The sequence below is a fragment of the Frateuria edaphi genome (genome assembly GCF_021117405.1).
Taxonomy (GTDB): domain Bacteria; phylum Pseudomonadota; class Gammaproteobacteria; order Xanthomonadales; family Rhodanobacteraceae; genus Frateuria_A; species Frateuria_A edaphi.
On the sequence record NZ_CP088251.1, the window covers coordinates 2,566,409 to 2,591,289 of the forward strand.

15 protein-coding genes and 1 tRNA gene are annotated in these 24,881 nt (G+C 62.8%); 3 read left to right on the top strand and 13 right to left on the bottom strand.

Annotation, left to right across the window (positions count from 1 at the left end):
- Positions 1-314: 314 nt before the first annotated feature.
- Positions 315-2,003 (top strand): site-specific integrase, encoded by a 1,689-nt coding sequence (locus LQ772_RS11985; protein ID WP_231321085.1) that lies wholly within the window; start codon positions 315-317, stop codon positions 2,001-2,003.
- Here the strand turns inward: LQ772_RS11985 and LQ772_RS11990 are convergent.
- A complete protein-coding gene (locus LQ772_RS11990) occupies positions 1,968-2,609 on the bottom strand; it encodes a DUF6988 family protein (protein WP_231321087.1) in 642 nt (213 codons plus the stop codon). The genes LQ772_RS11985 and LQ772_RS11990 overlap by 36 nt on opposite strands.
- A 158-nt stretch (positions 2,610-2,767) precedes the next feature.
- Here LQ772_RS11990 and LQ772_RS11995 point away from each other — a divergent pair, with 158 nt between their 5' ends.
- Complete coding sequence (locus LQ772_RS11995; protein ID WP_231321089.1) at positions 2,768-5,335, top strand: AAA family ATPase; 2,568 nt, start codon at positions 2,768-2,770, stop codon at positions 5,333-5,335.
- Positions 5,336-5,370: 35 nt separating this feature from the next.
- Here the strand turns inward: LQ772_RS11995 and LQ772_RS12000 are convergent, their stop codons facing one another.
- A complete protein-coding gene (locus LQ772_RS12000) occupies positions 5,371-7,020 on the bottom strand; it encodes a MobA/MobL family protein (RefSeq protein ID WP_231321091.1) in 1,650 nt (549 codons plus the stop codon).
- Between the two features lie 339 nt (positions 7,021-7,359).
- On the opposite strand from LQ772_RS12000, the gene LQ772_RS12005 reads away from it, so the two are divergent.
- Positions 7,360-9,075 carry a hypothetical protein gene (locus LQ772_RS12005; RefSeq protein WP_231321093.1) on the top strand — a complete coding sequence of 572 codons (1,716 nt, stop codon included), beginning with the start codon at positions 7,360-7,362 and terminating at the stop codon, positions 9,073-9,075.
- A 25-nt stretch (positions 9,076-9,100) separates the two neighbouring features.
- On the opposite strand, the gene LQ772_RS12010 is transcribed toward LQ772_RS12005, so the two are convergent.
- From LQ772_RS12010 to LQ772_RS12060, 11 genes are all read right to left on the bottom strand, one after another.
- The gene (locus tag LQ772_RS12010) at positions 9,101-14,677 is read right to left on the bottom strand and encodes a DUF3320 domain-containing protein (RefSeq protein WP_231321095.1); all 5,577 of its coding nucleotides are present in this window, start codon (positions 14,675-14,677) and stop codon (positions 9,101-9,103) included.
- Positions 14,678-14,936: 259 nt separating this feature from the next.
- The gene (locus LQ772_RS12015) at positions 14,937-15,812 is read right to left on the bottom strand and encodes a hypothetical protein (RefSeq protein WP_231321097.1); all 876 of its coding nucleotides are present in this window, start codon (positions 15,810-15,812) and stop codon (positions 14,937-14,939) included.
- A 217-nt stretch (positions 15,813-16,029) separates the two neighbouring features.
- Positions 16,030-16,515, bottom strand: coding sequence for a JAB domain-containing protein (locus LQ772_RS12020; RefSeq protein WP_231321099.1), 486 nt, complete (start codon positions 16,513-16,515; stop codon positions 16,030-16,032).
- 213 nt (positions 16,516-16,728) lie between these two features.
- Positions 16,729-17,778 (bottom strand): hypothetical protein, encoded by a 1,050-nt coding sequence (locus LQ772_RS12025; protein ID WP_231321101.1) that lies wholly within the window; start codon positions 17,776-17,778, stop codon positions 16,729-16,731.
- Positions 17,750-19,228 carry a DUF6538 domain-containing protein gene (locus tag LQ772_RS12030; protein WP_231321103.1) on the bottom strand — a complete coding sequence of 493 codons (1,479 nt, stop codon included), beginning with the start codon at positions 19,226-19,228 and terminating at the stop codon, positions 17,750-17,752. The genes LQ772_RS12025 and LQ772_RS12030 overlap by 29 nt, the downstream gene beginning before the upstream one ends.
- 80 nt (positions 19,229-19,308) lie before the next feature.
- Positions 19,309-19,401, bottom strand: a tRNA-Ser gene (locus LQ772_RS12035).
- Between the two features lie 70 nt (positions 19,402-19,471).
- Positions 19,472-19,678 (bottom strand): carbon storage regulator CsrA, encoded by a 207-nt coding sequence (csrA, locus tag LQ772_RS12040; protein ID WP_231321105.1) that lies wholly within the window; start codon positions 19,676-19,678, stop codon positions 19,472-19,474.
- A gap of 271 nt (positions 19,679-19,949) precedes the next feature.
- A complete protein-coding gene (alaS, locus tag LQ772_RS12045) occupies positions 19,950-22,577 on the bottom strand; it encodes an alanine--tRNA ligase (protein ID WP_231321106.1) in 2,628 nt (875 codons plus the stop codon).
- Between the two features lie 53 nt (positions 22,578-22,630).
- Positions 22,631-23,125: a regulatory protein RecX gene (locus LQ772_RS12050; RefSeq protein WP_231321108.1), complete on the bottom strand. Its 495-nt coding sequence runs from the start codon at positions 23,123-23,125 to the stop codon at positions 22,631-22,633.
- Positions 23,126-23,229: 104 nt separating this feature from the next.
- Complete coding sequence (gene recA / locus LQ772_RS12055; RefSeq protein WP_231321110.1) at positions 23,230-24,264, bottom strand: recombinase RecA; 1,035 nt, start codon at positions 24,262-24,264, stop codon at positions 23,230-23,232.
- 131 nt (positions 24,265-24,395) lie between these two features.
- A complete protein-coding gene (locus LQ772_RS12060) occupies positions 24,396-24,845 on the bottom strand; it encodes a CinA family protein (RefSeq protein WP_425600845.1) in 450 nt (149 codons plus the stop codon).
- Positions 24,846-24,881 lie beyond the last annotated feature (36 nt).

Sequence of the window (24,881 nt, forward strand, 5' to 3'; positions counted from 1 at the left end):
CCTACCTATTCGCCTGGACCGCTTCGGGGAGCAAAAAACGAGCGATTTTCGGGCAGGCGCATGGGGAACCTCCGATCCACACCCGAACTTCTCACAAGCGACAGAACTGTCAACCGGCCGGGTGCGCACGGTCGGAACGCTAACCTTAGCGATCCGGCCCCGGCACCCGACGAGCGCGAAAAAATTCTTTGCACGCGCCAGCTCAAGCCCCACGTCGATTCGTCGGAAACTGCGTCACAACAAGCAAAAATCAGGGGTTGACAGCCCTCTGACCTCGGCTAGAACCACGCACCCAACTGCTGCGTTCTGCCGCCATGCTCTCCTCCTCCACCGCTTTGGAAGGCCCCACACACGAGCCGCATCTCTATGACCTAGTCGCCACCCGCGACGGGCTGCGCGTGTCACCCACATGCGTGGATGGGCATCTGCTGGTGATGGAGCTGCTGGATCGTCTCGGCCTGGCCGATCGGTTAAAAGCCGACGAAAGCGGTTCTGCAGGCGGCCAAGGTGCGCGCGGCGACTGGAATGGCGGCGCCTTGCCGATCCTCCTTACGCCGGCAGCGCCTCGGCAAGCGACACCGCCCGCTCAGCCACCGCGGCGCACCGTCGGTGCCACCGTCGCCCACCCGAGCGTGTCCCAGAAGCTCCACGAAGCCGATCAGGCCACCGCCAACGAAGAGCCGAAGCCGAATACTGTCCCTTTGCCAAAGGCGTCACTTGAGCCCAGCCCAGAGCCGGCTCCCTCCACAGCGTCCGCGCCCGCCAAACCGGGGGCTCCGCGACTGCTCAGCGAACTCACGGCCCTTCACCTGGCCAACCTGGCGCGCGGGCCGAAGAAGGCCACCTCCCCCGTCACGGATCGCCGCTACATCCTCAACCTCCTGCTCGACGTCCTGGGCGACAAACCGGTGGCCGAGATCACGGCCGCTGATGCCAACCGGTTTGCCGATGTCCTGGCGTCGTGGCCATGCCGGCTGACCCACCATCCGGAGTTGAAGGGGTTGCCGGCCGCACGCGTCGCTGCCATCACGAAAAAGAAGCGCCTGCCGGTCATCCAACGAGGCACCCAGGGCAAGCACATCATGGGCTTGAGCGCGTTCTTCAATTGGTGCGTGGACACCGGCGCCATCCCGGAGAACCCGTTCCACTACGTCCAGACGTCCCGCTACCGGGATCAGGTGCCCAAGAAAAAGGACATCTTCTCCGCGCAGGACCTTCAAACGATTTTCGCCCCGTCGCACCTCGGCCGTCATTCCGAGCCCCACAAGTATTGGGTGCCGTTGATCGCCCTGTTCACGGGTATGCGGGTCAACGAGATCGCCCAGCTCTACGTGGAGGACATCCTGACCACCACGGAGACGGATGCGGAAGGCCAGGAGCACACGATCCTGTATTTCGACATCACGCCCTTCCGCGAGGGTCAGAGCATCAAAACTTGCTACTCCATGCGTCGGATCCCGATCCACGCACGCCTGCTGGAACTGGGCTTCGAGCGCTACGTGGCCGACGTGAAAGCGTCCGGCGCCGTCCACCTGTTCCCCGGGCTCGTCTGGGAGGAAGGCGGCCCGGGCCGGGTGGTGTCCCGCTGGTTCAACGATTACCACCTGCGTCGAACCTGCGGCATCACCAGTGCCAAGAAGTCGCTGCATTGCTTCCGTCACACGCTGACCACCCGATGCGAGCGCGCCCATGTGCCGAAGAGTGTGATCCAGACGATCAACGGCCACAGCGACGGGCAAGGCGTGGACGCCCGCACCTATGTCGCTCGCGGCTCGCTCCTGGAATGTAAACAGGCCTTGGAGCGGCTGACCTACCCGCCACTGGACCTGGTGCCATACGCCTCAGAGCGTTTTGCGGCCTACTTGGCTCAGACAGCTGCGCAGGAAAGTCACGCCACCCGGTTGGCCGCGGAAGGGAAGCCCATCGCGCGCAAGCGGGGGCGGCGGCCCAAGCTACAAACACAGGATCTACGCGCGGGCATCTCCTGTGTCGGCGGCACCTGATGGCATCCGTCCGCGCAAGAATAGGTCGTCCGCCTCGACCATCATTTTCATGGCGCGTCCCGTGTCGCCAACAATGCCGCCGACCACGTCCACTGCCGCCATCGTGGCCACCCAAACACCGATGCTCAGCGCGTTGGCGAGATCATCCCGGGTGTATTGAGGACCCACGCTCGATGTTCCTATCCTCAGCCCCAAGTGCTCGATCCCACCATGCGTCATTGCGTTCATCCGCCGGACCAGGTTCTGCAAGTCTTTTTTTCGTGGGCCTGTTGGGTTTTCATCTCCAATGCGGCGAAGGAGCGGTTCGAGCGTGTGGGTCATACGCCCTCTCTTGAAGGCGTCCAGTTGATCCTCGCTGGCCTGGTAAAGCAACCAGTAACCCAACGCGAAGCCCTCAACTGCGCATCGAAGCAACGCCAAGGCGGAACCATAGGCCTGGGCACCGGCCAGCACGGTCATGGCCCGCTGATGCTCCAACGCCAAACCATAGGCCGCACCTGCAAGCCGATTCCGCACGGTCGGCTCCAGCTGGCGCCCTTGGACGTGTTCGGCCGCCCACGCCGCGGCGTCCACAGCACTTCGGTATGCCAGATCAAGCTCGCTCATGATTGAATTCCTTCACGTGGTCACGAGCCTGACCCGTTGGCTGGAAAATCTTCCACTGAGTGACCGCTAGTCTGAGACAGACCGGCCGCCATAACTGGCAACCCGGCCACTGCCCCGTAGAGATGCCTTAACCTTGCCCCACAGGAATGGGGGCCACGATGGCACTGATCAACGACCTCGCGCGGTTCACACAATGGCTGGGGGCGCGTCAGCCTTCCGAGGATGTGCGCAAAACTTGCGCTGTCGTAGAGGCTAACTTAGCGCACGTTGCTCGAACGACCCACGCCGGTGGCCAGCGATCGCGCCTGCTTGTGCCACTGCTTCGCGCAGGTATGGACCAAGCGGTCGTGGTTGACCAGGCAGCCGCTCCCACGCAAGTAGGCGTCGAATGGGACAAGCTGACCAGTCTCGAGATCGGCCCTTTTCGCGGCTTCCGTCGTAAAGAAGTCTTCGACCTATGTGGCGCCACAACGCTAATCCTCGGCGGCAATGGAACCGGTAAGAGCAGCTTGTGTGAAGCGCTGGAGCTCGCCCTTCTGGGCCGAATCGAAGAGGCGGATGAGCGCGGCTTGGGAGCAAAGCACTATTTCAACAACGCCCATGAGGGCAAACACAAGCAACCCGTGCTTCTCGGCAGCCTGAAAGGAGCATCTACTGAGATCAAACCGGACGACGAGCTTCACCGCTTTATCATCGTCGAGCGTAACCGCATCGAGGGTTTCGCCAGGATAGGTGCTCGCCGGCCTGCGGAAGCCGCCCGCATGCTGGCCGCCTTGTTTGGGCTTACGGCCTTCAACGACTTCGTCAGCGGGTTCGCCTCCTCCCTCGATAGCCAGCTGGACCTCGCCCTTCCCAAGGCCGCGGCTCTCGAATTGCGCCGCGCTGCCACTCAGGCGGACCAAGCAAAGGTGGCATCGACCGCCGAGAGCCACGGAAAGTTCGATGAGGAACGCGCAGCGGTTGCCGCCGGATTTGAGCCCGGGCTGACATACGCCGACCTTAAGGCGCGGATTGGCACGCAAGCGGCCCCGGGGCGCCTCCAGGAAATCCGGGACATCCTAAAAAACCCGTTGCCGGCGCTGACAGGGAGCAGCGCTAGCAAATTGGTCACTCTGCGCCGAGATCTTCGCGATATACAGCGCCAGCTCAAGCAAGCACGGGCGAAGCTAGAGGCTCGCAGCCGAGAGGTTTCCTTCCGCAGTCTGTATCAGGCTGTCGTAGCGTTGGAGGCAACACGGGCTGATCGGTGCCCGGCCTGCGAAACTCCGCTGGATCAGGTGGCAACTAACCCGTTCCGTCGCGCCGCTGATGGTCTTCAGGCACTACGAGAGCTCGCGCTGCTGGAACAACAGGCCCTCGAGTTGGACCGCCGATCTGCCGTAAGCCAGGCCGCCCTAGAAGAGGGGATCCGGCAAGTCATGAGCCACGCGGCCCAGTTGCCTACTGACAAGCAGCTGGCTCCATTGGAACAGCCGCTGAGCAACTACCGGTCAAAGGAGTGGCGCCAAGTCTTGGCGGCCGCCAAGGTCTTAGAGGAACTGGACGCTAAGTTGGCAGCAGAGCAGACGCAACGGGACGCGTTGTCCGCCGAAGCAGAGAAACTCCAGGGAGCTCGAAACGCGCTGATCGATATCCAAGGGCGACAGACTCAGTTCGACGCGGATGTGGCAGCAGCGCGAGAGCGGTTGACCGCCTTCGAACGAGAAAACGCGGAACTTCTGAAGGAGGTCGAGGCGGAGGCCGCCGAGCACCAGGTGAAGTTGAGGATCCAGAAGGCCTACGCCGAGTTTCTTGAGGAGCTCAAAACTTATCGAGACGGGCTCCCTCAACAGCTCTTGGCGGATCTGAACGAGGTCGCGCTCGACCTCTACAACTCATTCAACGTCGAAGACCAGCCGGCCGATTTGCTTGAAGAGCTGCGGCTGCCACTACGGGGCGGGGACCCGATACAAGTCCGTTTCCGGGGCACACCCGACCGTTGGCAAGATGCCTTGGCTATCTTGAGTGAGGGTCATGTTCGTTGCCTCGGGCTCGCCATCCTGCTGGCGAAAAACATCAAGCTCGGCCTGCCCGTCTTGCTGCTGGACGACGCGGTGAACGCCATTGACCACGATCATCGGGAAGGGATCCGCACCACGCTTTTCGGCCACCCAGAGCTCGTGAAGAAGCAGCTGATCATCAGTTGCCACAGCGACGAGTTCATCAAAGACATCCACAACCACCATGCGCGCGATGCCGAGCTTTACATCCTCCGCCACCATGACGGCGACCACCATCCGCGTGTGAGCGGGGGAAAGACGCGCAACTACATCAAGCAGGCGGATGCTTGCTTGGCCGACTACAACTTGCGGGGAGCTCTGTCCCACTCTCGCCAAGCGCTCGAGGGACTTCTCCACCAAATGTGGAAAAAGCTGGCGAAAGAGGCTCCTGACGTTGCGCGTTTCTCGCTAGAGCTGCGAGGTCCGGGCGCCCCGCCGGACACAAGGAACGTAGCCGAGGTGTTGCTCAGCCGGATAACGAAGGCTCTGACCGCTGGCACGCTGAAAGCCCCATGGGACCTCCGTCGGGACCAGCTAGATCTGATCCTTAAGGCCAAAGTGAACTCTCGGGCGTGGCTCTCGTTAAATAAAGGCACCCACGAAGAAGGAGATCGAGAAGACTTCGAGGAGCCAACCGTCCGCCGAATACTTCAAGCCCTGACTGCTATAGATGACTCTCTTCGGTAACGCCGCCATCTCAGGCTAGAAGTAACGCAGTTCGCTCACCCGGGCGCTCCCGGCCGCCTCCGCGGCTCCATCGTCAGAGCTCTGTCTGGCCTGCCCGACGTCTGCGGCGGCACCGAAGCCACCACCCCCGCGGCCTGGATCCATTCCCGCTCATCCTCGTGCGCCGCGGTGAACAAGGCACGCACAGACCCCTCGTCGGTGTTCCGAATTCCGCCCAGCAGCAGGCGCAGCCGGTTCATCAGGCTGGCGTGTTCGTTGCCCAACCGAAATCCCTCCTGATCGAACACCAGGATCTGCCGGTCATGAGAAGCAAGCGCTGACTCCATCTCCGCGATACGGTCCTGCCGCGCCTCCACTGCGCGGTTCAAGATCCGCCACTCGACTGGCTTGCCGTCGCCACCTCGGGCCTTGGCCGCTCTCATCCGCCATGGATGCGCGGCCTCCCATTCCTGGACGCGGGTGCGAGCGGCATCGCGCTCGTCGCGAACACGATCGAGGCGATAGACTACTTCAAGCTTGGCCGCCACCCGGCGTCCGCGCGCCTCATCGTGCTGTCGGAACCTGGCCAGCCACTCCCGAAGGGAGACGAACACCTTTTCGACAAGCCGAACCAGGCGCAAGACCTTGTTGTAGGCAGCGTGTTCCTTGGGGTCCTCCGGCGCCTCGTCCATCTCACGAAAACGCGCGAGGAGCGAGCCCGGAGGCCCTTCGATGAAGTCGGTAAAGGGTGACCCTGTTTCCCCCGCCGTTGTCGCTGACCCTTGCGCGTCCGCTCCAGCGGCTTCCGCTTTGGGCACCGTCTTGACCAGCTTCCATTCCAACGCCTCGCCATCGGTCGTCTGGATCACGCCTGGAGAGGGGGTGGTTAGTGGCTGAGGTTGGGGAACCTTCGTAGCAGCTTCCCGTTGGCGGTCTGCAGCAGCCTGAGCACGTTGCGCTTCAAGCACAATCGCATGAGCGGCTTCTGCGAGTTTGGACGGCAGGATGATGTCCTCACGCAGCTCCGCTCCCTTGCGCGTGAAAAAGCCCTTCCGCTCCATTGCCGTGACGGCCTGGCCGAGCGTGCGTTGCGGCTGGATCGGCAAATCTTGCCGTGCGTAGCTCCGGTGGTCGTAGTCGGCCGTCAGCCCGTGCTCGGCCATGTAACGGTTGGCGAGCTCGGCCCACTTCGCGTTCAACTGCTCGACGAAGGCGCCAGAGCTGTTCTTGTTCGAGAGCATGGTCAGTTTCGAGCCAAGCCCCCACTCGCCTTTTCCCTCTTCGCCTTCCAGCTGCTCGAGCTTTCGCGTCGGGAAATACAGGTGCGCGTGATACCCCTGCTTCTCCTTCGGCTTCACGTTGCCGAGCGCGTCGACCTCGGCATCGCGGTGAAGGCCCATGGACACTGCTGTGGTGAGAACGTCGGCGATATAACGCGCCATCGCCTCGGCCATGTCGCCCGCTTGCTCATCACTAAGGCCAAACGGAATCGGGATGCGGTAATCGCGCGCGACCTGCGCGTCCTTGCGCTTCTCAGCGCCCTCCGCCCGGTTCCACAGCTCGTCCGGATCGGTCGCCCAGTCGGGCGCGCCTGGCGGTGCCACGGTGACGGCACGCACGATCTCTTCGCCCAATTTGCGGCGCCTGAAGTCGTGCCACTTGCCTGTGCGCCGGTCGTAGAGGCGCAGGCCGAGACGGTAAGCCACGCCAGCGACGGCCGAGTGGCCGGCACCGCGTGAGTGGGTTTCCAAGTGGGGGCGGGCATGACGAGACACGTTGATCCTCCTTGATCCAGTCACCTGTCGGCGACCACCGGTCATCCTGACCAAAACTGACAGCGCGGCGGGCCAGCTTCATGCCCGCCCCCACGAGAACATCCAAGCAGATCTGGGGATTGCGTCAAGCCCAGCAGGCACTAAGGCGGCTGGGCGTTTCACCGAGTGAGATGGCGGTCTCGGAACATCCAGTGCCAGGCGCCCAACAGGAATGCCTTAGCATCATTGAACACCAGCGTGAAGCGATCGGTGGATCGCGAGGACAGGGGCATGGAAGAACAACAAGGAACCGTTGACCAGAAGCCAACGGCCAAAACGTCACCGGTCGAACCGGTGTTTGGTCTCTTAGAGTGGCTCGCGAAAGTCTCCGTGCCGCTCGGTGCGATGTTGCTGGCGGTTGCGGCGCTCTACTGGCTCGAGTTCATCAAGCTCTACGCGCTGCCCGTGGACTTTTCTTCCTCGGGCACGCTTTCAGGGTTGCCAGCGCTTGCCGCAGTGATCGCCGCACTGGTTGGTTTGGTGGCCATGTCGGCGTTGATGCCCATCATGGCGCTCGTCTACCCCCTCGATTCAGAAGGTCACACGCTCGCCCACACGCACCAGATGGCCGCCGCGGGCGATCCTGGAACGAAGTGGGGTGGAAGCCTCGGACAGCGGTGGATCATCCTCACCGTTGCTCTGACAATTCTCTGGCCACTGGTCATCGGCGCCTTGTCGCTGCTTCCAGGGATTGAGAGGTTCCTATGGGTCTTGTTCGGCCTGGCCATGGTCGTCTCTTACCTCTTCATCCTGCCCATCTATCGTCGAGCGACGACCAGAAAGTGGCCCCCGTTTGACGTCACCACGATCTTCATATCAGGGGTGGGCACCCAGCTGATGCTTACCTTCGGGGTGTTCTACGTGGCGGTGAAAACGTTGACCGACAGCCGGGTGTTCACGTTGGTGGCCGCTTCCGTGGTCTACCTCGCGGTCTGCATCGCCCTCTCAGCCGTCCAGTTCATTGCCGCCAAAAAATATGTCCAAGGATGGTCAGCCCAAACGCCGAAGTGGGTGGTTCCTGCGGCTCTCGTCATCATGGCGCTCCCCTTGGCTTGGCCACCGCTCGGCGGTGCGATTGCCTCGTTCCCCTTCCGCGTTTCGCCAGCCGGCGGCGGCTCGTGCGTCACCCTGGTGGCCTCGAACCTCGGTGAGAACACGGCTTGGGCCGACATCACAGATAAGGCTAGTCCGGGGCATACCCTGCCCCTGGGCTTCGCGGCCAGGCTGGACGATGCCTACTACATCAAGCTGGCGAAGGATCGGGCGACCTACATCCTGCCCGCGGCGATGGTCACCAAGGTGGATGGCTGCCCAAAGCCAGCACCCAAGGCAGCTGCCGCTCAGGCCACACTGCCAGCTCCCGCTGCTCCCCCAACAAACAAGGACGGCCACATGGCTCTCGTTGCGCTCATTACCTCCATCCTCTCAGCCATTGCGTCCCTTCTGACGGTGTTTTTCATGGTCCACCTTTGGCGCAGAAGCAACAGGCCCCTCGTCACCGCGAGGATTGCCACCCACCGCGGAGGGGATGTAAACACCGCGCTGGATGTTCTCGTCGAGAACGCCGGCAGCCAGCCGGCAATCAATGTCCGGCTGCGCGCAAAGCGGGAAGATGTCGAGGCAGCCATACGCAACCCACCCGGATCAGAGCGATTGAAGTCGGCCCCTGAGCGGATCTTCTTTTCGGACGTGACTATTCCAGTGCTGGCTAACGGTCGAACCGTAGCCAACTCCTTTGGGATGCTCGGAGAAGACGGGCTTTGGAAAGCGGGCGCCCAGCTCCCCATCACGGTGTGCTACGAGGCTATGGATGGACGGAGCTTCACGGAGAAGGGCGTGCTACTGCTGCACTCAGACGATGGGTTCGCCCAGACGTCTTGGGACGCCCCAGCGGACAGGGACATCGTCCATAGTCAGGTCGTGCTGACCGATCGCTCGAACGCTTAGCGTTGACTGTTGCCTTTAGCATCGATCATGCGAATTCCTCCCCCACCGTTAGCAGGCCTTCGGCCTCCACCAATTGCCCCGTCCGCACTGCTTTGTTGATAGCCGATTCGATCACGGACCGCACTTGGCTGCTGGTGCTCCGGATGCCTAGGCCGCGTGCTACAGCCTGAATGATCTGCTCCCGGGAAGCGCCAAAGTTCTTGCGCAACAGTTGGACGGCGGCAGCCTCGATCTCTGAAGGTGGCAGCATGTCCGCACGTCGCAGAGCAACCGTCTCGACGTTCCCACGATCCCTTGGAAGAGGTGTGGAACCAGGCAGCCAAAGGAAGTTTTGCGCACGCGCCACGCGCTTGAATCGAACAGCTACACCTATTGCTTGATCCACCGCAGCTTCAATGCGCTGGCCACTGCGCTTCAAACCCCAGGCTTCACGGATGCGTGTGGTTACCTGGTCAACATGCACCGGTCCCTCAATCGAAACAGCCTCTATCACCAGGTCGGTCAGCACATTGAGAGGTGTGTCGTGAAGTTCGGTTGCGCAGCGCGAAGGCCGCTTGAGCACAGCCTCCTTGTAGGGCGAGAAGACCGCAGCGTCCTCATCGCTTCCACTTTCGTCCCGCGGTATGGCGGGGATCTCTACCGAGGGCTCCGAAAGAGCAAATGCGTCCTCTTCGTCCGCGTCACCGGACTTTAAGGCCTCGATGCGTTTGATCACCAGGTCCAATTGCTCGGCCGGCCGCTGGAACCAATCGGTGCTCCATATCCGATGGATCACCCATCCATGCTCCTCCAAAATCATCTGTCGCAACCTATCTCGGTCCCGAGCGGATCGGGAGCTGTGATAGGCCGCACCATCGCATTCGATACCCAGCAAGAAGCGCCCAGGCTTTTGCGGGTCGACCACGGCGAGGTCGATGAAAAAGCCCGCGATCCCGACCTGGATCTGAACCTCGTAACCGCACGTTCGCAGCGCGTGCGCCACCTGCTCCTCGAAGATGCTGTCGTAGTCTCGCCCAGTGACCTCGGCCGTTGGCATCCGGCCTGTCCTCGCGTATTGGAGAAACAGGCGGAACGAGTGAACTCCCTTCTTGCCTGCGGCGTAGCTGGGATCAATGTCCTCATCGGTCATCGAGGCGAAAACCTCGCAACGCTGCTTAGCGCGGCTGATCAACACGTTCAGGCGCCGCTCGCCACCGTCTGTGCCGAGAGGACCAAAGCGCATGGGCACCCGGCCACCGGGCACAGAGCGGCCATAGCCAACCGAAATGAAGATGACGTCTCGCTCGTCACCCTGGACATTCTCCAGATTCTTGACGAAGAACGGCTCAGCCCCCTGTTTATTGAAGAACGCCTCGACCTCGGGGTCCGCACCGCGGCGCAGAAGTTCCAGCTCATCCACGATGGCACGGCGCTGAGCCGCGGAGAACGCCGCGACGCCAAGAGACAGGCGGGGGAATTTCGTCGCGTGTTCCATGATCGCCTTGGCGACCGCTTGGGCCTCGACTAAGTTGTTCCGCTTGTTACCTGCGTCGAAAAGGCCGTCCGGGACATAATGAAAGCGAAGACCCATTCCGCCTTGGGCGGTGTATGGGCTGGGCACAATGAACAACTTGTTCTCATAGAACTGATGGTTGCTCACCGCGATCAACGATTGGTGGCGGCTGCGGTAATGCCAACGAAGCATGCGGGTCGGCAGCCCCCTGGCCATGAAAAGACCCAGGATGCTTTCCACATCCGCGACTGCGGCACCGTCTTCGTCATCTTCGCTGTCAGCTGCGGTCATCTTGGCGAAGAATGAGGTCGGCGGCAGCTGCTTGGGATCGCCGACCACCACGACCTGTTGAGCGCGCGCAATGGCACCGAGGGCGTCCACAGGTTGGATCTGGCTTGCCTCGTCCATCACGAGTAGATCGAACTTCATTGCTCCGGGGGGCAGAAATTGCGCCACCGACAACGGGCTCATCATGAAGACAGGCTTGAGAGCGCGAAGTGCGGGACCCGCCTTCTCGACGAGCTTGCGCAATGGCATGTGCCCCCGTTTTTTCTGGATCTCGCCGCGCAAGATGCCTAAAGGGCCCATCGCACCTTCGCGTTGAGGAACGCCGTTGTGGTGGGCGCGGGCAACTTCCACTCGAGCGGCCACAATCCGCTCTTGATCGAGGGTTCCGAAGTCGCGAACCAGGCGTCCGTGCGTGGTGCCATCGAAGCGTGCGAGCTCAGGCTTTTCGCGCACCAGCCGCGCGTAAGTCGCTTCGAAGTAAGCCATCTCGAAGGCAGGGACCACCTGCTCGGGTGTTAGGCGGCCATCCCCCAAGCGCACCACGATCTCCGCGCAGCCCTGCTCCGTCGCTCGCGCAGCTCGATCGCGGTAGTTCACCCACTGGAAAATCTGTTCGTGCTCGTTGGCCCACCGCTGAAGGCGCCAGTCCACGACGCTGATGAGTGCTTCCTCGGGGGGGGCACCCAGCGATGCGTGAAGATCGAGCTTCAACTCAGTGGCCAATGCCCGGAAACTCGCGAGGGCATGCGCCTGGGCAACTTCAATGAACTTGGCCCGTGGCAGCAAACTTTCCCGCTCCCCGACCCGCCCAGCCAATGCACGGATGTCGGGGTTTGCCTTCATCCACCGACTGGCTTCCACGAGGAACCCCCAGTCGGATGCCTCGTCTCGCCACGCTTGGCCAAACGCGATCTGCCCCAGGGCTCGTGCCCCACGCACTGCCCCGCGGGCGGCCTGCCCCTCAGCCAGTTCCATGAGCAGCGCGCGGCCCTCACCCACGCGCTCAGGTGCGGGCGTGGCGATGCTGCGCACCAAGGCTTGAGCCCGGGAGTAGCGAACCGCGACTTGGAGCAGCGCGTTGAGTTCGACGCTCTCCACCGCCGCCATGTCTCCGAAATGCTTGGCCCGAGCCTCTCCAAGATCGATCCACGCTTCCCTCAGGAGGGGCGCGGCCATAGCGCAGAGATCCGAAAGTTGCCTCGCCCTGGCCGCAACCTCGGCTTTCTCCGGGCTACGCGAGGCAATCATGCGGGGTTCTGCGCCGAGTCCCTTGAGGGAGCGCATCCACTCGACCAGCGCAAGCAAGGGAGCGGCGTTCGAGCGTTCGCCCCGCCAGTCGTGCCCAAATGCGCTCCGGCCGAAGTGATCTTCGCCTTCGATAACTTTCCTTGCCGCTTTGCCTCGGGCGAGCGTATCCAGCAATCCCAAGGTGACGGCCAGGGGCTGGTCAGGCGCTGCGGTCACGGATCGCACCAAGCGATTGGCGTTCCGCCATTCACCACTGAGGAACCGGAAAACGCTGGTTCCGCGTGACGCCAGCACCGCTCGTGCGCCTGCGAGGTCGGTATCCCAAGCTAGATCGGTCAACTGGCTACCGATCGAGGCGCGCGCGTCTTCCAGGGTTGCCACCGCAGCGGCGAGGTCGCCAGCGCGTTCCACGCCGTTGTCCCACAGATCCGCAGCAAAAGTTTCTGGACTTGCTGGTGGCGCAGCAGAGACACATTGACCAATCCGAACAAGCACATGGAAATCTGCGAGGGTCCTACCGGGCTCGCGGCCCAAGGCCCGCCCAAGAGCCGCCGCCTCGGCCAGCACTCGCGGCAGCTGTAGGGACATTTGAGTCAGACGTTCGAATTGCTCGACTCCAAAGGCACCTGGCAATTCGGCGAGGGCCTGCTGGTCTTCCAGCAGATCGACATCCCAAGCATCGTCTGTCACTCGGCCGGATAGGCTTACCCTCGCCTTTTGATAGCGCAAACCCTCGCTGAGTAAGGCCTCCACGTCATCCGAGCGTTCCCACACGTCGCTACCCATTGCCTCGGATGAAAGGACCGGTGCGCCAGCAATGCGCCGCAAGAGCTCCACCATCGCAGGCACATCCATGAACCGCCGAGGCGGCTCAATTCCAAGCAGTTGCGCAGCCTCTTCGAACTTTTGATGGGTCGTGCCTAGATGGGCAGCAAGCGAGCGCACCCGCGTGACAAGTCGATCCGCGTCCATGGGTGTGATCGCTTCTAAACCGACGCCAACCCAGGCGTGGTCCGCAGGCTTGCCAATCTCCCGGACGCGAGAGGAGAGGTCGCTGAGCAAGTCATGGCGGCTCAGGAACCCATGGCGCCCCCATTCTTCCGGTGCGCCAAGCACGATGTCGTTGGGCTTTTCGCCTGCCGCGCGCAGCCGGGTCAACTGGCCTTGTATCTGATAGGCGGAAAGCCCCGAGCGCTCATCGACCTCGTGTAACCGGTTGGCATGACCGTTCAAATTGTCTCGTGCTTCCGTCAGCCGGACAAACAGCCTCCCCGGATCTTGTGCCCTTGGCGCGCCGAGCTCCCACGTGCGCCGGAGCTCTTCAAGCACCGAACGCTTGTTGGTCTTGTTGCTGTGGATTTCGAGACAGGCGTCACCGACACTCGTTTCGTCCAGGCGGCGTTTCACGACCTCCAAGGCGGCCATCTTCTCGGCCACAAACAGGACTGTCTTACCGTCCTTGATGGCCGCCGCGATCACATTGGCAATCGTCTGGCTCTTTCCGGTTCCCGGGGGCCCCTGGATGACAAGATTTTTCCCGCGCCGCACCTCGTGAATGGCCAATGCCTGCGAACTATCGCAGTTGAGAATGTGGACCATTTCTGCAGGTGGGATCAGCTCATCGATGTTCGCGTCTTCATGGGCCATGCCGTGATCGGCTGGAAACCCTTCGGTCAGCACGCCACGGATGAGCGGGTGATCGCTGATGGCGGCCCCGTTCGGCCAAACAGCCGGATCGAGGTCGCGATACATCAGGAACTTGGCAAACGAGAAGAAGCCTAGAGAGATGTCATCGGGCAGGACTTCCCAGTCTGCCTTGGCCTTGACGCTCGCGCGCACCCTTTCAACGTAGTCAACCGGATCAAACCCCTCGCTCACCTCGAACTCGGGCATCCGTAGAGCGTGGACGCGATCCAGGTATGTTTCGAGCGAAAGGTTGGATGCAAAGTCATCCTGTCGGGCCTTGAGCTGGAAGCGTTCACCAGCGCTGCCACGATCGAGTTGGACCGGCACCAGCAACAGGGGCGCGTGGCGGATGTTCTGTGCGTTGTTGGGATCCACCCACTTCAAGGCACCGAGTGTCAGGAACAGGACATTGACGCCTTGCTCTTCTTCCAGCGTTCGGGAGTCCAGGTAGAGTTCAAGCAGCCGCTTTTGGAGCCCCTTGCTCGTCAAGCGGGTTTGGAGGCGGGTGTCGGCATGCCGCCGCAACACCCCGCGTTCGTCTGTGCTGTCGTCTTCCGGTTGCGCCAGTTGCTCGATCTCTTCGGGCTCCTGGTCCGGCTGAGCATCAGCTGCGACAAGCGCCGTTTCAGCCTCGGCCGCACGTCCAGCCAGAAAGGTGAAGGTCTTTCCTTCGCGCACCAAAAGACGGAAGACCTCGCAGGCCTTCTCGTCAACGACCTCGATGGAGCGAGCGCCTCGCGCGCCCCTCGGCATACTGAGGAGGCGGTTGCGTGCGGAAAGATCGAGAAGTTCTGTGCGCGCCCGCTCCAGCTTCTCCCTTAACGGCAAATCGCTCTGAAAGATTGGCCCGGTTTGGGCCACCACGGCGACGTCCTCGTTCGGGCCCATGCCTTGCTCCCCCTTGCCCTGCGGTCCTTCCACGCAGCATAAAGCGGGTAAGGGCTGGGCGCACCTCTGCTTAGCTGGCTGCAGTGCTCCGGCCCGCCGCCGACAGGCGTTTCCTGAGCGCGTGAGGTCTTCATCTCAAGCAAGCTGCAGCATGCTTGGGCGCGTGAGGCGGAGCCTCGTGCGTCAACGCTTTAGCTTTGAGCGTCGTGTTCGCAGAACACTAAGACGCGCTCTGCCTAAGGGGCGAACCGAAATCAATTCATGCAGGTCCCAGCTGGATCTTTCTCGGTCGACCATTCACCCGCACCACGATCTTAGCCCGGGCGTTGTTCAAAACGCATGTCTTCGTAATCTCCCTGAGGCGCAAAACCGAATTCACCTTATGGGTAGCGCCCTGATGCTGAAAGTATCGAAGCTCGTCTAGAGAGCACGCCCTTTCCAGCGCTGACAATACACCGTTCACCTGAAGAAGCTTGAGTTTTTCGGGATGAATTAGACTGATCAGTTCTTTGAACTCATCGATTCGCTCGTGGAGATGTCTCATAGCGTCTGGCGCCGAGGCGACACCAAATTTTTTCCAGATTGGTTCGTGATGTGAGGCACGATTTCGGAATTTGCGGACTATTTCTATGAGAACACGGACTCGCATAAGTAATTGGCTTGTAGTCAGGTGTCCCCAGTCGCCACGAAAAACCTTTCCAAGATGGGCAGGCCAGAACAAGCCTGGGCCATTAAATTCCGGATCGAAAATAAACTCCCATGTGGAAAACTCTGTCTTCGCAACAATCTCGCTCCTACTTGGCGTGCAATTCCTCACGCCGTATCTGTCCATCTTATCTCGCCGGACGTTATTGTTTGCCTTCGCAAAGTTTTCTTTTACGCACTTCACAGCATGAGGCACAACGCCAGTAGTGGAATAGGACAAATAGCGCAGATGCGGCCTTTGCCACCAGAATGGATTTACTGCCCCTGCGAGGGCTGTGTCTACCGAATTGCGCAACGCCACTTCAACAGCGGTGATAAGCGGGTGAAAGCACGAGCAGACGTGGCCATTCCACAAATACGCTCCAAACAGCTCAATGTCATCTCTCGGAGCGAAGACAACCTGATAGCTATTGAGGCGGTCTTGCGTCATGATTCCGTCAACGAGGTCCGGCCTGTAGACCACAGTCCCTGGCATTCTTGGCCCCCTAGGCCTTGACTTGATGGTTGCGTTGGCCTATCTTAACCCCTAGGCCGGTATCCGCTTCCACTGTTGCAAAGCCGCATCAAGAACGGATATGTAAAGCCTGAACACCTCAAACCCCGGACCAGAGCCGGGGTTTTTCATACCTAAGGCTTGGAAGATAGGCTCACATGAGCCCCCTCCCCGCCATGCTGACGCAGCTGCCCGCGCCGACAACGATGTGGTCCAGCACCCGCACACCTACCAGCCGCAAAGCCTCCGTCAATTCCCGGGTGATGGCCCGATCGGCCGCACTGGGTTCGGCCACGCCGCTCGGGTGATTGTGCGCGAAGATTACGGCGCAAGCATTGGTCGTTAGGGCCGCTCGCACCACTTCCCTGGGATGGACGCTGGCGCCGTCCACCGTGCCCGTAAAAAGCTTCTGGCAGTCCAGGATGCGGTGGCGATTGTCGAGCCAGAGGACGTGGAACTCTTCGTGGAGCAGTGCCCCCAGGCGCATGCGCAGGAAGTCACTGGCGTCTTCCGGGTTGCCGATGCTGCCGAGTCGTTCCAGCTTGGCTTTGAGGATGCCTTCGGCGGCGGCCAGCACGTCGTGCTCCGTGGTTTTGCCGGTGAGCCGGTAGTTGCCTTTGCTGTCTTTCGCGATGCCCATGTTCCGTTTCCCTCGACGCGGGATTGCGCCGTGGGCTTCGCAGAACGAAGCGGGAACAGGGCTGCAGCACCTAGAACTAGCGCCTGCGCGCCGTGAAACGCGGGAACACCGTGGACGAGGCCTTGGCCTTGCGCGGACCGACCGCGCAGTGAGCATGGCCCACAACAAGCGCAGTCCAGTGGCGAGGGATGGAACAGGCGGTCGATCGGATCGCTATGACTTAGCGTTCGACAGCACGTTCAAGACGTGCCTGACGACGAGCTCTGCCACGGGCTGGCTCTCTTCTTTAGCGTCGATGACGACAGCTGCTCGCAAGCTTTCCGATACCGCCGCGTCGCACCCGTTGAGGAAGACCACGATGGGTTGGAAGCCTCTAGCGAAGGGGCGCTCGAAAACTGTCATGTGGTCCAGTAACCGTGAGGCGTGTTGACCCACGATTACCACAAAGGGCCTTTGCGCGATCATCCATAGGGGCCGGGCTCGGTCCGCATCCTGCGGTGCGCCTGCCGGGCCGCATTTGATAGCTTGACTTCTTGCTACGTTGGCCAAAACCTCGACGAATCTCAGCACGTCGGGCTGATCAAGATCATAGGAGATGGTAACCAGGACGCCGGGAAGCCAGACCCGCTCACCAATGGCCTCGGGGGTAAGCTCTTCGCGTAGGAAACAAGCCTCAACCAGATGGTTTCCCAGCGATGTCAGCTGCTCACCTTCCACCAAAGACTGGCTAACCAGCGCCGCATGATCGCGTCGATCAAGCACGCCGCCTTTGTTTCCCAAGAAGTCTGCGGGCGACTTATTACCGCTTCCCTGTGCTGGGAGCAATGTGTGTTGCTTCGCCACCCAGGCTCGCCTCAACCGCTCTGCTTGTTGAAGTGTGAGGGTTGACAGCGCCACCATCAACGGAGGCCCGAAGTTCGCCGGCACCTTGTTTTGCGCGATGGCCTTTGCTAACCGCCCATAGAGCGGCGCCTTCTTCTGCTCGATGTCAGCCATACAAAGACGAAGCATACCCATGAGCTCTTCGGCCGACATGTCTTCCGCATTCTCGGGAAACACGTCGCCTTCCAGCGCAGCCCGGACGAACTCCTCATAGCGCCGCTCCGTTTGGGCCTTGTAACACTCAGCGACCGCGCCGGCTCCTCGCTTTAGGAGGCTCGCGGCTGGAAAGCTGCCCAGCAGGGCGTCAGCCGCCATCCCGCCCGCGGACTTCACCAGATCCCAGGTCGGCGATTTACTTGCCACGAACACGCCTGCGGACACCGCCGCTCCACAGCGCCTTTCGGATGCCTGAAAGATCCAAAGCCCACCCTAGCCCGCCCTGGACGGCATCAAGCATCTCTTTGGGACCGTAATCACCGCTGTAAGCTTCCACATGCTCCTCGTCGAGCTCGTGACCGACGTAGGCGCACCGCCATTCCAGTGGCACTTTGGCTGCCTTCATCGTCTGGATCGCGGTCTTGCGCAAGCTATGGAAACCATACTTGCCCTTGGCCGGCTGCTCGATGCCCACCGCCTCGATGTGGCGGGTGAAAGACTTCGAAAGCCAATTGCCGGCGCCATTGACGGCGCCGACCTTGACCTTGGGAAACAGGCGCGTTTCCCCCTCAGCCCGCAGCGCTTCGACGCGCTCCGTGAGCCCCAACGCCAACAGATCGGGATGGATGGGGATCGTGCGGCGGCTCGCTTCGTTCTTGATGCTCTGCCCTTCGCCATCGTCGGTGATCGTGAGACACGGAACCTCATCCACGGTGGTGAAGTCCGTGAGTGCCAGTTGCCCCACTTCCGACACGCGCGCCCCCGCATAAAGACCGACGAGGGCGCCCCAGCGCGCCCCTTCGCTCAACTGAGCGAGCGCCTCCGGCGCATAGAGCTTCTGGACCTGTCCCAGGGTGAACGCCTTGAAGCCATGCGCCCGCCGCTTGACCTTCTCGCGCTTGCGGAAGACCACGTGCCCCATCGCCGGGTTCTCATCCTTGGGGAACTTCGGGTAGTAGCCCGCCTGGGCTGCCCAGTCGAAAAAGCCGCGGAGGTAGCTGCATTTGTTCACGAGGGTGGGCGTCTGCAGCCCGCTCAGTCGCAAAGCCTCCACCCACGCATGGATGTCCTCGCGCACTACCTCGTGGAGCATGCGATCAGTGCCGAAATGCTTGGCGAAGCCTTCCACGGCCGCCGCTTTGATCGTCAGCGTCTTCGTCAAGGTGTCGGCGCGGATGCTGCGCAGCCACTGCTCCGCGGCTTTGCCGATCGGGCGCATGAGCCGGTGCGCAGGCGCTGCCGGCCCCACAGGCAAGACCACGGGTGGCGGCACCAGGGCGGGCGGCTGCTGGGCCATCAGCGCCGCCATCTCCCGCATGGCTTCCATGGCCCGAGCGTGGTCCTCGGGACCGTTGGCTTCGATGCGGACGTTGCCCACCTGGCAGGCGTAGTCCAACACTTCGTTGCCCGGCCCGGTGGGCAACACCAAGGGCCGCGGGCGGTCCTTACGAGCCTTATCCATCGGCGGCGTCCCCTGTCCGCGTGCTGCGGCGAAGACCTGAGCATAACGTGCCCCTAAGACATACGCCCACACGCGCGCCACGGCGGGATCGCGGGTGCGCAGCGACTTCTTGATGATGCGCAGGCCGACGACGGCGCGCAGGTCGGCAGGAACAACCAGGCGGAAGTGAAACACGCCCGATGAGTGACGCAGGAGATGGTGGGGTAAACGCATGTCGTTTGACCAATCGACATGACCAAGCACCTTTCTCTAGGCCACAAAAAACCCCTGTAAAAACAGGGGCTTTTGCAATCTGGCGGAGAGAGAGGGATTCGAACCCTCGATAAGGCTTTTGACCCTATACTCCCTTAGCAGGGGAGCCCCTTCGGCCTCTCGGGCATCTCTCCGGGTATGTTCCGCGCTTTCGCGGAGCCGGCAAGGATACCGGCCGACGCCGCCGAGGTAAAGCGTTGGTGATCAGTGCTCGCCGGCTTCGCCGGACGCGCCGCCACCGGACTCGTGCTCGCCCTTGATCCGCTGATAGATCTCTTCGCGATGCACCGCCACGTTCTTGGGCGCATTGATGCCGATCCGCACCTGATTGCCCTTCACGCCGAGAACGGTAACGGTCACCTCGTCACCGATCATCAGGGTTTCACCGACCCTGCGGGTCAGAATCAACATGTTGTGTTACTCCATTACGCTGTTTGGTCACAGGCCTGCTGCCGCTGGAGCTTCACCCCTGAGCTCCCCGTCAGTCAGTTCGACGAAAGTCCGTCGAAGGCCCTACCGCCTTCCCCGGCTTACAGCCAAGACATTCGCCATGAATGCCCTTGCCTCGCGGCGACATCGTGGGTCCATGCCGCCGACAGTCAACCGATACTAGCCGAGCGCGAGCGCCGTGCGCAACGCATTTCGAGGGCGATAAATCCCCGATTCACAAAGGCCTGAAGGCCTACATCTGTTGGCCGATCCAGTCCGGCAAAGAGGCCAGCAGAGCCGGCAACTGGGCGGTGTCCAGGCCACCGCCCTGGGCCATGTCCGGACGGCCGCCGCCCTTGCCTTCGATCTGCCTGGCGACGTGCGACACGACGTCGCCTGCCTTGATGCGACCGAGCGCCGCACCATGCACACCGGCCACCAGTGACACGCGACCGTCGGCCGCACCAGCCAGCAGGACCACGCAATCGACCAGTTGCTGTTTGAGCTGATCGACGCTGTCGCGCAGGGACTTCGCATCGAAGCCCTCCAGGCGCGCCACGACTACCTTGATGCCGCCCACTTCGAGCGCCTGGCCGGCGAGGTCGGCAGTGGCGTTGCCGGCTGCCTTGCTGCGCAGCGATTCGAGCTCGCGCTCGAGCTTCTTCTGGCGGTCGAACAGCTGCCGCAGCTTCTCGACGACGTCATCGCCGCTGCCCGAAAGCAGGTGCGAGAGTTCGCCCAGGCGACGCTCCTCGTCGGCAACGTAGGCCAGCGCGCCGTCACCGGTCACCGCCTCGATGCGCCGCACGCCCGAGGCCACGCCGGCTTCGCTGACAATCTTGAACAGCCCGATGTCGCCGGTGCGGTTCACGTGCGTGCCGCCGCAAAGCTCGGTGGAGAAATCACCCATCTTCAGCACGCGAACTTCGTCGCCGTACTTTTCGCCGAACAGCGCCATGGCGCCGAAGGCAATCGCCTCGTCGTAGGCCATCTGATGGACTTCCGCCGGCGCGTTGCGGCGCACCTCGGCGTTGACCAGGGCCTCGACCGCGGCAAGCTCGTCGCGGCTGACCGGCTTGAAGTGCGAGAAATCAAAGCGCAGGCGCTCGGGCGCCACCAGCGAACCCTTCTGCGTGACGTGCTCCCCAAGCACCTGGCGCAGCGCCGCGTGCAACAGGTGCGTGGCCGAGTGGTTCAACACGGTGGCCTGTCGGCGGCCGGTATCGACGTGGGCGTCCAGCGTATCGCCCGTGCGCAGCGCCACGCCGTGCCAGCGACCTGCGTGGCCGAAGAACACGCCACCCATCTTGAGCGTGTCGCTGACCTCGAAGCGGCCATCGGCGCGGCTGAGCACGCCGGTGTCGCCCACCTGGCCGCCGGACTCGGCGTAGAACGGCGTGCGCTCGAGGATCACCAGGGCATTTTCGCCATCGTCCAGCGCATCGACCTGCCTGCCGTCGCGCACGATGCCCACCACCTTGCAGCCGGTGGCCACGAGCGCGTCGTAGCCCAGGAACACCGTCGGCGCGAGACGGCTGGCGAGTTCCGCCGGCATCTGGCCCTTGGCTTCGAAGCGGCCGGCCGCGCGGGCGCGCTCGCGCTGCTCGTTCATGGCCTGCTCGAAACCGGTCATGTCGACGGAAAGGCCACGCTCGCGCGCGATGTCGCCGGTCAGATCGACGGGGAAGCCGTAGGTGTCGTAGAGGCGGAAGGCATCGGCCCCGGGAATGGTGTTGCCGGCCTTTTTCGCGACCTCGTCGAACACGCGCATGCCGTGCTCGAGCGTCTCGCCGAAACGCTGTTCCTCGGTGCGCAGGGCGTCCTCGACGAAGGCCTGCCTGGCGGCCAGCTCCGGATAGGCCGCGCCCATCTCCTCGACCAGCGGCGCGACCATCTTCCAGAAGAAGTCCCCACGCACACCGAGCATCCAGCCATGGCGCAAGGCGCGACGGATGATCCGGCGCAACACGTAACCGCGGCCTTCATTGGACGGCAGCACGCCGTCGACGATCAGGAACGAGCAGGCGCGGATATGGTCGGCGATCACGCGCAGGGACTTGTTCCCCAGATCCTTTGTGCCGGTCAGTTCGCCCGCCACGCGAATGAGGTGTTCGAACAGGTCGATCTCGTAATTGGAATGCACGTGCTGCAACACGGCGGCCAGGCGCTCCAGGCCCATGCCGGTGTCCACGCACGGGGCCGGCAGCGGCGAGAGCGTTCCGTCCGGCGCGCGATCGAACTGCATGAACACCAGGTTCCAGATCTCGATGTAGCGGTCGCCGTCCTCGTCGGGCGAGCCCGGGGGACCGCCCGCCACGCCGGGGCCGTGGTCGTAGAAGATCTCGGTGCAGGGACCGCAGGGCCCGGTGTCGGCCATCTGCCAGAAGTTGTCCGAGGCGAACGGCGCGCCCTTGTTGTCGCCGATGCGCACGATGCGCTCGGCCGGCACACCCATCTGCTGGTTCCAGATGTCGTACGCCTCGTCATCGGTTTGGTAGACCGTCACCCACAGCCGCTCCGCGGGCAGCTTGAACACGACCGTGAGCAGTTCCCATGCGTAGGCGATGGCGTCGCGCTTGAAGTAGTCGCCGAACGACCAGTTGCCAAGCATCTCGAAGAAGGTGTGGTGGCGCGCGGTGTAACCGACCTGGTCCAGGTCGTTGTGCTTGCCGCCTGCACGCAGGCAGCGCTGCACATCGGCCGCACGCGCATACGGCAGCTTTTCGCTGCCCAGGAACACGTTCTTGAACTGCACCATCCCCGAGTTGGTGAACAACAGCGTCGGATCGCTGGCTGGCACCAGCGAACTGGACGGCACGATGGCGTGGTCCTTGGCGCGGAAGAATTCGAGGAAGGTCGAACGGATTTCGGCGGTTTTCATGGGCGGCGGGCGGCTAGACAAAAAAGGCCACGCCGGCGGCCACCGCCGCGAAATCAGTCGATTTCGTCGGCAGCGTCGTCCACTTCGGCGTGGGTAGCACGTCGTACTGTGGCGGCGGCAAAGCCGCGACGCAAGAGGAACTGCGCGCGCCGTGCGCGTTCGGCATGGTCCACCGGGCCCTTGCCGCCATAGCGGCGGCGCAGCTGGTCCACGGCCGAGGCTTCCCAATCGACGTCCGCCGCATCCAGCAATTCGCGGATGCGCACATCGGGCACGGCGTGGGTCTTGAGCTCGGCGCGGATGCGCTGGGGCCCGTAACCCTGGCCCGCGCGACTGCGCACCAGGATCTCGGCAAAGCGGTCATCGTCCTGGTATTGCTGTTCGCCAAGGCGGTCGACGGCCGCCGTGGCTTCGTCGCCATCATAACCGCTCTGGCGCAGCTTGGTCTTCAGTTCGCGCCGCGAGTGCTCGCGGCGGGCGAGCAAGCCGAGCGCCTTGTCGTAGGCGGTGCGTTTGGGCTTGTCGGGGTTATCCGTGCGACGCCTCATGGCGCGCGATGCGCATCGAAAGCGGCAGGACTGGCTCCCTCCCAAACCCGCTGCCCCGGCCGATGGCCGAGGCAGGGGCAGCGTCGATCAGGAAAGAGCACGACTCACGCTTCTTCGAGCGCCTCTTCGGAGGCCGGCGCGGCCTTGCCGCCACTGACCAGCAGGCGCGCGCGCAATTGCTGGTCGATGTCGTCGGCGATGGCGGGGTTGTCGCGCAGGAACTGGCGCACGTTCTCCTTGCCCTGGCCGATGCGGTCCCCGTTGTAGCTGTACCAGGCGCCCGACTTGTCGATCAGGTTTTCCTTGACGCCCAGTTCGATGATCTCGCCCTCGCGCGAGGTGCCCTCGCCGTAGAGGATCTCGAACTCGGCCTGGCGGAACGGCGGCGCGACCTTGTTCTTGACCACCTTGACGCGGGTCTCCGAACCGATCACCTCGTCACCCTTCTTGACCGCGCCGATGCGACGGATGTCCAGGCGCACCGAAGCGTAGAACTTCAGCGCGTTGCCGCCGGTGGTGGTCTCGGGGCTGCCGAACATCACGCCGATCTTCATGCGGATCTGGTTGATGAAGATCACCAGGCAGTTGGTCTTCTTGATATTGGCGGTGAGCTTGCGCAGCGCCTGGCTCATCAGGCGCGCGTGCAGGCCGACGTGGGAATCACCCATCTCGCCCTCGATTTCAGCCTTCGGGGTGAGCGCCGCCACCGAGTCGACCACCACCATGTCCACCGCGCCCGAGCGCACCAGCATGTCGGCGATCTCAAGCGCCTGCTCGCCGGTATCCGGCTGGCTGATCAGCAGATCGGCCACGTTGACGCCAAGCTTCTCGGCATAGGTCGGGTCGAGTGCGTGCTCGGCATCGACGAAGGCAGCGGTGCCGCCGCTCTTCTGGCAGTTGGCGATGGCCTGCAGGGTCAGCGTGGTCTTGCCGGAGGATTCCGGGCCGTAGATCTCGACCACGCGGCCGCGCGGCAGGCCGCCGATGCCCAGCGCGATGTCCAGGCCGAGCGAGCCGGTCGAAACCGTGTCGATGGCTTCGTTGCTCCGGTCGCCCAGGCGCATCACGGCACCCTTGCCGAACTGCTTCTCGATCTGGCCAAGGGCGGAGGCCAGCGCTTTGCGCTTGTTGTCGTCCATCGTGGGAATCCCGGGTGGTGTGGCTAGGAATGAGGGGATGATGCCCGGTCCGAATCTCACGGGCTGCGATAAGTCTGCGAAGGCGTTGATTATCCCACAGCCGTCAAGGCCCGCCGCCGGCGCAGGGCGCTTCAGCCCGTCAGCGCTTTCCGCACGCCGTTGAGCGCGGCGGCCACGCTTTGACGGCGGATCGCCTCACGATCGCCATCGAAATGGAACAGCTGCGCGTGGGCGTAGCCGCCTCGGCGTTTCCAGCCGATCCAGACCGTCCCGACCGGCTTGTCCGCCGTGCCGCCCGAGGGCCCGGCGATGCCGGTGACCGCCACCGCGACGCCCGCGCCGTAGCGCGCCATGGCGCCGGAAACCATTTCGAGCACGGTTTCCTCGCTCACCGCGCCGGCGTGTTCGAGCGTGCGCGGATTGACGCCCAGCAGCGCCTCCTTGGCTTCGTAGCTGTACACCACGACGCCGGCATCGAACCAGGCCGAACTGCCCGGCTGGTCGGTCAGCGTCTTGGCGATCCAGCCGCCGGTGCAGGACTCGGCGGTGACCAGCATGAGCTTGTGCTGCTGGACTTCCATGGCGACCTGGGCTGCCAGGGCAGACAGCTCGGCATC